General features: G+C 69.0%; 8 protein-coding genes. 3 read left to right on the forward strand and 5 right to left on the reverse strand.

Translation table 11 applies throughout. The features are described 5' to 3' along the window. Window positions 1-1,186 (reverse strand): RNA polymerase sigma factor region1.1 domain-containing protein (locus AACZ35_RS09500; protein ID WP_339828483.1); only part of this gene is annotated, 1,186 nt, incomplete at its 3' end. Window positions 1,187-1,283: 97 nt separating this feature from the next. Beyond that, a complete protein-coding gene (gene dtd, locus AACZ35_RS09505; RefSeq protein ID WP_339828486.1) occupies window positions 1,284-1,721 on the reverse strand; it encodes a D-aminoacyl-tRNA deacylase in 438 nt (145 codons plus the stop codon). Between the two features lie 89 nt (window positions 1,722-1,810). Between dtd and AACZ35_RS09510 the strand changes: the two genes are divergently transcribed. From AACZ35_RS09510 to AACZ35_RS09520, 3 genes are read left to right on the forward strand one after another with little or no spacing between them, the layout of a single operon-like run. Further along, window positions 1,811-2,719 (forward strand): lipid A biosynthesis lauroyl acyltransferase, encoded by a 909-nt coding sequence (locus tag AACZ35_RS09510; RefSeq protein ID WP_339828489.1) that lies wholly within the window; start codon window positions 1,811-1,813, stop codon window positions 2,717-2,719. A gap of 9 nt (window positions 2,720-2,728) precedes the next feature. Beyond that, entirely contained in the window at window positions 2,729-3,247 is a 519-nt protein-coding gene (locus AACZ35_RS09515; RefSeq protein ID WP_339828491.1) for a PH domain-containing protein, read from the forward strand. Beyond that, window positions 3,231-4,745 (forward strand): PH domain-containing protein, encoded by a 1,515-nt coding sequence (locus AACZ35_RS09520; RefSeq protein WP_339828493.1) that lies wholly within the window; start codon window positions 3,231-3,233, stop codon window positions 4,743-4,745. The genes AACZ35_RS09515 and AACZ35_RS09520 overlap by 17 nt, the downstream gene beginning before the upstream one ends. Here AACZ35_RS09520 and AACZ35_RS09525 read toward each other — a convergent pair. The 3 genes from AACZ35_RS09525 to AACZ35_RS09535 all read right to left on the reverse strand — a co-directional run. Beyond that, window positions 4,720-6,177, reverse strand: a complete 1,458-nt coding sequence (locus AACZ35_RS09525; protein ID WP_339828496.1) for a TrkH family potassium uptake protein — start codon at window positions 6,175-6,177, stop codon at window positions 4,720-4,722. The genes AACZ35_RS09520 and AACZ35_RS09525 overlap by 26 nt on opposite strands. After that, window positions 6,174-7,553 (reverse strand): Trk system potassium transporter TrkA, encoded by a 1,380-nt coding sequence (gene trkA / locus AACZ35_RS09530; protein ID WP_339828499.1) that lies wholly within the window; start codon window positions 7,551-7,553, stop codon window positions 6,174-6,176. Before trkA ends, AACZ35_RS09525 begins: the two co-directional genes overlap by 4 nt. 6 nt (window positions 7,554-7,559) lie before the next feature. Further along, a partial coding sequence (locus AACZ35_RS09535) for a glycosyltransferase family 39 protein (RefSeq protein ID WP_339828502.1) occupies window positions 7,560-9,005 on the reverse strand: 1,446 nt, incomplete at its 5' end.

Raw genomic sequence — 9,005 nt, forward strand, 5'->3', positions numbered from 1 at the left:
TGGCGATGGAGATCACCAGGCGCAGGTTGGCCTCGACCATTTCCTTCTTGGCCTTGCGGGCCTTGGCCTCGCCATAGGCCATGGCGCGGTTGATTTCCTTGATGTCCGGCAGCGACAGGAACAGGGATTGTTCGATGCCCACCAGCTTGTGCTGCTCGGCGACGATCTCGTCCTTGTGCTCGCGCACGCCCGAAGCCCACTTCTGCTTGCGACGGATGACTTCGTCGGCCCAGTCGAGGTTGATTTCGTTGCCCGGCCAGGCGCGCAGGAAGTCCTTGCGCGGCATGCGGGCACCGCGGACGCAGATGTCGAGCACCTTGCGTTCGTGTTCCTTGACCGAGTTGACCACTTCGCGCAGCTTGCGCACGAACGCGTCCATCAGCGCCAGCGGCAGCTTGAGGCGCAGGAACTCGGCGGCCATTTCCTCGCGGACCTTGACGGTCTTCTTGTCGGTGGCGCCGTATTTGAGGTGGGTCTTCTGGAACTTGGTGTACAGCGCCTTGAGCGCGTCCATCCGGCGGCCGACCTCGGCCGGGTCCGGACCGGTGTCGACGACGGTTTCTTCTTCGTCGTCGCCGTCGGCGGCGTCATCGTCTTCTTCGGCTTCGGCGTCTTCGTCGCTGGCGGTGGCCGCGTCGGGCACCACGGCCTCGGGCTCTTCCATGTCCAGGAAGCCGACCACGACCTCGTTCAGGCGCTTCTTGCCTTCCAGGTGCTGGTCGTAGTCCTCGAGCAGCAGCTGGATCGACCACGGGAAGCTGGCCAGCGAAGCGTGGACCTGGTTGAGGCCTTCTTCGATGCGCTTGGCGATGGCGATTTCGCCTTCGCGGGTGAGCAGCTCGACCGAGCCCATTTCGCGCATGTACATGCGCACCGGGTCGGTGGTGCGGCCACCTTCGCTGTCGAGCGCGGTAAGCGCGGCGGCGGCTTCTTCGGCGGCGGTGTCGTCGGAGTCGCGCTGCGACGAGGAATCGGACAGCAGCAGGGTTTCGGCGTCGGGCGCGACTTCGTGCACCTCGATGCCCATGCCGTTGATCATGCCGATGATGTCTTCGAGCTGCTCGGCATCGACGATGTCGTCGGGCAGGTGATCGTTGACCTCGGCATAGGTCAGGTAACCCTGCTCGAGACCTTTGCTGATCAGCTGCTTGATTTCGGACTGCTGCGCCGGACGATCGTTGGCCATGAAAACGTGTCCCGAGACGAGGGAAAATGGAACCGCGCAGTATACAGGACGCCCGCCCGCCTAGCTATCTGGTTGATTAACCGGGGGTTTTGGACGCCTAAGACTGCAGCCGGAAGGTAACTGGGCCATCGTTGGCCAGGCTGACAATCATGTGGGCGCCAAAGCGCCCGGTTTCAAGGTGCGGGTGCCGGGCCCGGCACAGCTCCACCAGCCGGTCGAAGCCCCGCCGGCCCTGATCCGGGCTGGCGGCCGAGGTGAAGCTGGGCCGCATGCCGCTGCGGGTGTCTGCCGCCAGGGTGAACTGGCTGACCAGCAGCAGGCCGCCGCCGGTGTCGGCCAGGGACCGGTTCATGCGGCCCTGGTCGTCGGCGAAGACCCGGTATCCCAGCAGGCGTTCGGCCATGCGGGCGATGCGGGCCTCGTCGTCCCCGGGCTCCACCGCCACCAGGGCCAGCAGGCCGGGGCCGATGGCGCCGACCAACTCGCCGTCCACGCGGACACTGGCTTCAAGCACGCGCTGGATGAGGGCGATCATGGCGGCATCGTCGCCGTGCCCGGTCCGGGCGGTCAATCCCGTGGAATCAATCGGGCGGGGCGATTTGGCGATTCCCTTACACTCGGGCGATGCCCTCCGTGCCCCTCGCCAGTCGTTTCCTTTACGCCGCCGCCTGGCTGGTGGGTCGCCTGCCCCGGCCGGTGCAGCGTGGCCTGGGCACGGCCCTGGGCGAGCTGGCCTGGCGCGCCAACGGCCGCGAGCCCAGCGTGGCCCGGCGCAACCTTGAACTGGCCTTGCCCGGCATGGCCCCGGGCGAACGCGAGGCCTTGGTGCGCGCGGTGATGCGCGAGACCGGCCGCAGCGCGCTCGAAACCCTGCGCCTGTGGACGGCCCGCCGCGAAGCCACGCTGCGCCTGGTGGCCGGCTGCGAAGGCCTGGAACACCTCGAGGCCGCCGAACGCGCCGGCCGCGGCGTGCTCATCGCCGCCCCGCACTACGGCAGCTGGGAACTGCTGGTCGAATTCATGGCCGCGCGCGGCCCCTTCAGCCTGGTCTACCGGGTGCCTGAAAGCCCCGCCGGCGACGGCTTCCTGCGCCTGGCCCGCGGCGGCGCCAACGTCCGCCTGGTGCCGGCCGAAGCCACCGCGATGCGGCCGCTGCTGCGCGCGCTGCAGGCCGGCGAGGCGGTGGGCATCACCCCCGACCACCAGCCCAAGCTCGGCGGCGGCGAGTTCGCGCCCTTTTTCGGCGTGCGCGCGCTGACCCTGAGCCTGATCCCCAAGCTGGCCGCGCGCACCGGCGCCCCCGTGCTGATGGGTTACGCCGAACGCCACGAAGACGGCCGCTTCACCGTGCGCTTCGAACCGGCGCCGGCCGACATCGCCAGCAAGGACATCGTGCTCGCCACTACCGCCATGAACGCCGCCGTCGAAGCCGTGGCACGTCGTGACCTGCGGCAGTACCAGTGGACCTACAAACGCTACACACTCAGGCCGCCCGGTTCGGGTGAAGCCAATCCCTACCAGCGCCCGCGCTAAGGAGCCCGGATGAATCCGACCGAGTCCATCGCCCATTCCTTCCAGCCTTTCGGCGAAGACTGGCAGACGCTTGCCCCCGCCGCCCGCAAGGTCGGCGCCGGCGTGGGCGCGCTGACGGGACTGGTCATCGGCGTCGCGGCGGCCGTGCCGTTTGCGGTTGCCCTGGATATCGGCCTGGCGGGCAAGGCCGGCCTTGGCCTGGTGGTCGCGCTGCTGCCGGCGCTGCTGTTCGTGCTGATCGCCCGGGCCCGCTGGCGGCGCACGCACTGGCGCCTGGACCCCGGCGGCCTGCGCGTGCGCCGCGGCATTGTCTGGCACAAGGAAATCCTGGTGCCGCGCAGCCGCGTGCAGCACCTGGACCTGGAGCGCGGCCCGATCGAACGCCACTTCGGCCTGGCCACCCTGGTGGTGCACACGGCCGGCACCCGCATGCATGCGCTGCGCCAGTCGGGTTTCCTGGACGACGACGCCGTGGCCCTGCGCGACGCCCTGCTGCCGGAAACGGACCGCCATGACGACAGCCTCTGAGTCGATCAACCCCGGCGGCGGCGAACGCCGCCTGCATCCGTGGTCCTGGCTGTTCGTGCTGATCCAGCAGGTCAAGGCCTTCGCGCTGCCGCTGCTGGTGCTGCTGTTCACCGGCCGGGGCAATTCCTGGGAGCTGTGGGGCCTGGCCGGCGGCGGCGTGCTGGTGCTGGTGTCGCTGCTGCAATATTTTTTCTACCGCTTCCGGGTCGAAGGCGACGGCATCGTCATCCGCAGCGGCGTGCTGCAAAAAAGCCACCGCCACATCCCCTACCAGCGCGTGCACAACGTCGCCGTGCACCAGTCGCTGCTGCACCGGCTGTTCGGCGTGGCGGAAGTGCGGCTGGAGTCGGCCGGCGGCATGAAACCCGAAGCCGAGATGCGCGTGCTTTCACTCGTGGACGCGCAGGCGCTGGAAGAACTGGTGCGTGCCCAAGGCGCCGGCTCGCCCACTGCCGCCGACGCCGACGGCGAAACGCCGGCCCTGCCGGAAAGCCGCGTGCTGCTGGCGCTGTCCACCGGCGAAGTGATTCGCCTGGGCCTTATTTCCAACCGCGGCCTGATCGCCGTCGCCGCCGCCTTCGGCCTGCTTGCCCAGGCCGACATGCTGGACGTGCTGATTGCGCCCTGGGCCGCCGACGCCGTGGACTGGGGCCGCAGCCAGCACCTGGACTGGATGGGCTGGCTGATCGGCGCGCTGGCGCTGCTGGTGTTTTTCGTGGTGGCGCTGCGCGTACTCTCGGTGGTGCTGGCGCTGCTGCAGTTCCATGGCTTCACGCTGACCGAACAGGGCCGGCGGCTAAGCGCCCAGCGCGGCCTGCTCACCCGCCTGCGCGCGAACATGCCGCGCTCGCGCATCCAGGCCTGGAGCCTGCGCGAAGGCCTGCTGCACCGCTGGTTCGGCCGCCAGAGCCTGCGCGTGGACAGCGCCTCGGTAGACACCGCCAACGACCAGCGTTCGCTGCGCGACCTGGCACCGGTGGCCACACCGGAGAAGATCAATGCGCTTGTCCAGCACCTGCTGCCGGTCGGGCACTGGCCGATGCAGGCCTGGCGCCGGCTGCACCACCGCGCCTGGCGGCGGCAGTTCACTTTCCCCGCCCTGCTGAGCCTGGCGCTGTCTGGCGCGGCGATCTTCTTCCACGGGCCGGTCGGCGGCGTCGTGCTGCTGCTGGTGCCGCTATTCCTGGTGCGCGCCATCGTCTGGGCCCGGCACGCCGGCTGGAGCGAGGAAGCCGGCGTCATCGCCGTGCGCGAAGGCTGGTTGGACAAGCGCTGGCGATTCGCCGAAGTGCGCAAGATCCAGTCGCTGGTGCTGGTGCAGTCACCGATCGACCGCTACCACGGCATGGCCACGCTGCTGATGGACACCGTGGGCGCAAGCCCCTTCGATCCACCGCTGCGCATCCGCTACCTGCCGGCCGAGGAGGCCATCGCCCTGCGCGACCAGCTGGCCGCGGCCATGGAAGCCCGGGCTACTCCCGCCAGAATGCCGGCGTAAGCAGCACCAGCAGCGAGAACACTTCCAGGCGGCCCAGGATCATGCCCAGGCTGCCCAGCCAGATCGCCGGGTCGCCGGCGTGGGCCCAGGTGACGGCCACGCTGCCCAGGCCGGGGCCGAGGTTGGTGAGCGTGGCCACTGCGCCGCCGAATGACGACTCCAGGTCCAGGCCGGTCAGGTTCAAGCCGACCATCAGCACCACGAAACACAGCATCCAGATGGCAATGAAGCCGCTGACCGACAGCACCACCGACTCGGAGACGCGGCGTCCGCCCATCTTCACCAGGAACTGCGCCTTGGGATGCACCAGCTGCTTGATTTCGCGGAAGCCCTGGCGCACCACCATCACCACGCGGGCGACCTTCAGGCCGCCGACGGTCGAACCGGAGCAGCCGCCGATGAAGGCCAGGCCGACGATCAGCAGCGGCGCCGGGTGCGACCACTCGTGGAAGGACATCGTCGAGAAGCCGGTGGTGGTCATCGACGACACCACCTGGAAGGTGGCGCGGCGGAAGGATTCGCCGAAGCTGTCGAAGGTGCCGCCGCTCCAGGCCACGAAGGAAATCACCACCGCCGCCACCGCCAGGATGCGCAGGTAGGACCGCAGCTCCGAGTCGCTTCCGTACACGCTCATCGAGGCGCGCCGCCAGGCGACGAAGTGCAGGCCGAAATTGATGCCGCCCAGGGTCATGAAGATGATCGCGACCCAGTCGATCAGCGGGCTGTTCCAGTAATCCAGCGCCGCGTCGTGGGTCGAGAAGCCCGCGGTGGAAACCGTGGACAGCGAATGGCAGATGGCATCGAACAGGCTCATGCCGGCCGCCCAGTAGGCGCCGGCGCAAAGCACGGTGAGGCCGAAATAGACGCCCCACAGCGCCTTGGCGGTTTGCGCGATGCGCGGGGTCAGCTTGGTGTCCTTGGTCGGACCGGTGCTTTCGGCGCGGAACAGCTGGGTGCCGCCGATCTTGAGCATCGGCAGGATCGCCACCGCCAGGATCACGATGCCCATGCCACCCAGGAACTGCAGCAGCTGCCGGTAGAACAGCACGCTGCGCGGCAGCGAATCGAGGTTGGCGATGACCGTCGCGCCGGTGGTCGTCAGGCCGGACGTGGATTCGAAGAAAGCCTCGGCGAAATCCAGGTGCGGCGGCCCGTGCACGAAAGGCAGCGCCGACACCAGGCTGGCGAAGAACCAGGTGAAGGTGACGATCAGGAAGCCGTCGCGCAGGCGCAGGTCGTAGTTCACGTGGCGCACCGGCAGCCATAGCGCCAGCCCGACCGCGCTGCTGGCGAGGAAGCTGCCGAAAAACACCGGTGCCGTGCCTTCTTCGCCCCAGGCCAGGGCCAGGAAACCCGGCAGCAGCTTGGTGAGCGAGGAAAGGACGATGATCACGCCCAGGATGCGCTGGATGGCGCGGAAGCGTTGGCTCACAGCCAGGTTGCCCCGGTCTGGAACAGGGCGCTCACCCGGGCCATCTCGCGCTTGTCCATCACGAACAGGATGACGTGGTCGCCTTGTTCGATGACGACGTCGTGGTGGGCAATAAGCAGCTTTTCGCCACGCACGATGCCGCCGATGGTGGTGCCCGGCGGCAGCTCGAGTTCGTCGAGCGCGCGGCCGATCACGCGCGAGGTGCGGGCGTCGCCGCGCACCACGGCCTCGATCGCTTCGGCGGCGCCGCGGCGCAGCGAATACACCCGCGCCGGCGCGCCTTCGCGGATATGCGCCAGCAGCGCGCCCAGCGTGACCAGCTGCGGGCTGACGGCGATATCGATGCTGCCGCCTTCCACCAGTTCGGCGTAGCTGGGCCGGTTGATCAGCGAAATCACCCGCGGACAGCCCATGCGCTTGGCCAGCATCGCCGAGAGGATGTTGGCCTCGTCGTCGTTGGTCATCGCGCAGTAGACGTCGGTCTGGTCGATGTTCTCTTCGCGCAGCAGGTCCTCGTCGGCGCAGTCGCCGACCAGCACGATGGAATTGAGCAGGTCCTCGGCGATGCTGCGGGCGCGTTCGCGGGAACGTTCCAGCACCTTCACCGAATAGCGGCCTTCCAGGCTGCGCGCGAGGTTGCGGCCGATGTTGCCGCCGCCGGCGATCAGCAGGCGCCGGGCCGGGCGCATGTCGACGCGGCGCAGCTCGGCCATGACGGTGAGGATGTGCTTGCGTTCGGCCAGGAAGAAGACTTCGTCGTCGACTTCAATGACCGTGTTGCCCTCGGGCTGCACGGGCCGGCCCTTGCGGAAGATCGCGGCCACGCGGGCATCGACGCCGGTGGGCAGGTGTTCGCGCAGTTCGCGGATTTCGTGGCCGACCAGGGCGCCGCCGGGCACCGCGCGCACCGCCACCAGCTGCACCCGGCCTTCGGCGAAGTCGAGCACCTGCAGGGCGCCGGGGTACTCGATAAGGCGTTCGACGTGGCGGCAGACCAGCTGTTCGGGGCTGATCGCGGCGCTGACCGCGGAGTGCTCCGGGTCGGCCAGCGCGGCCACGTCCAGGTACTGGGCCTCGCGCAGGCGCGCCACCCGGGTGGGCGTGCGGAACTGGTGCTGGGCAACCTGGCAAGCGATGAGGTTCACTTCGTCGCTGGAGGTGACGGCCACCAGCAGCTCGGCTTCTTCCGCGCCGGCCTGGGCCAGCACGTCGGGCAGCGAGGCATGGCCGATGACGGTGCGGATGTCGAGCTTTTCCGCCAGGTCGCGCAGGCGCTGGTGGTCGGTGTCGACGACGGTGATGTCGTTGTTTTCGGATGCCAGCGCCGATGCCACCGACGTGCCGACCTGCCCTGCACCCAGGATGAGGATCTTCATGCGGCGCTAGTCTACTCGCGTGGCCCCGGGGGAACAGCCTGAAAGCGCCCCCGGCCCAAGCAGCCACCACTCGCGCCGGTTGGCCATGCCGACGGGGCGGGCCCCGCTCGCGGGGTCGAAGTCCACGCAGGCCAGGGCCTCGGATCGTTGGGCCAGCAACAGGCGCGACCCCGGATCGGATGCCAGCCAGGCCTGCGCCCGCTCAAGCTGCAACGCCGGCGGCGCGCGGAACCCGAACTCCGCCACCGGACCGACGGCCTGCAGCAGGTTCTGTTCCTTCCAGTCCACAAGACCCAGCGTGCTGTCCGGGCCGGCCAGCACGCGCGCCCGCTGCATGAGTTCACGCGCCGAGCTCTCGTCATCAAGCACCGGGTGCACCACGAAGCCGTATCCCGACCACAGCAGCACCAGGAACAGGGCGCAGGCGGCGATGGCATGGCGCAGGCGCGCCACCGCGACGGCCAGCAGCGAAACGCCGCCGACCGTGGCCAACATGCCCCAGATCCATCGCACTTCGTCGCCCAGCCCACGTTCGGCGACCTGGCGCGCGAACAGGCCCGCGTCGCTCCACAGCCCCAGCGCGCCGACGGCCAGCAGCAGGGCGGCCAGCAGGGTGGTGAAAACCACCACCGCGACGCGAAAGCCCTTGCGGCCGGCGATGTCGTCGAGGAAGGGCCCCGCCGCCAGCGCCAGCGCCGGCAGGGCCGGCAGCAGGTACATGTCGCGCTTGCCGGCGCTTGCGCTGAAAAACAGCAGCACCAGGACGAACCAGGCCAGCGGCAGCCACACCCGCGCATCGCGTTCGCGCCAGGCCCTGGCCCAGGGTTTCAGCAACCAGGGCAGGGCCAGCGAAAACGGCAGCCAGAACAGCAGCACGACCTGGCCGAAGTACCAGAAGGGTTCGGTGTGGTGCCAGGGGTCGGCGTAACGCTGCGCGGTCTGCTTGAACAGGATGTTGCGCAGGTATTCGGCGTGTTCGGGATTGCCGCTGGTCAGGCCGACGGCCAGCACCGGTCCCAGCCACAGGCCGATGGCGGCGAAGAAGGCCAGTGCACCGGCAGCCCAGCGCCAGCGATTGCCTTCGCCCATCGGCGCAATGCCCTGCCAGCGGCGTCGCGCGAAAAACGCGAAAGGCAGCAGCGCCAGCAGCGGCAGGAAACCCACGCCCTTGGTCACCACGCCCAGGCCGGCCATGAAGCAGCCAACCAGCCACCATCGCCAGTGCGGACCCAGCAGCAGGTGCCGGCACAGGCCGTAGAAGGACAGCGTGGTCATTAACACCAGGGTCGGGTCGATCTGCGCGCGTTTGGCCTGGTAAACAAAATTGAAGGCGACGGCCACGGCAATCGCGGCCCACAGCCCGGCACGGGGTGACCACAGGCGCCGGCCCAGGTCCCAGGTCAGCGCCAGCGTGCCCATGGCCGACAGCAGCGACGGCAGCAGGAAACTCCA

Origin of the sequence: uncultured Arenimonas sp. (genome assembly GCF_963976025.1) — a bacterium.
In the GTDB taxonomy this organism is placed as follows: Bacteria; Pseudomonadota; Gammaproteobacteria; order Xanthomonadales; family Xanthomonadaceae; genus Arenimonas.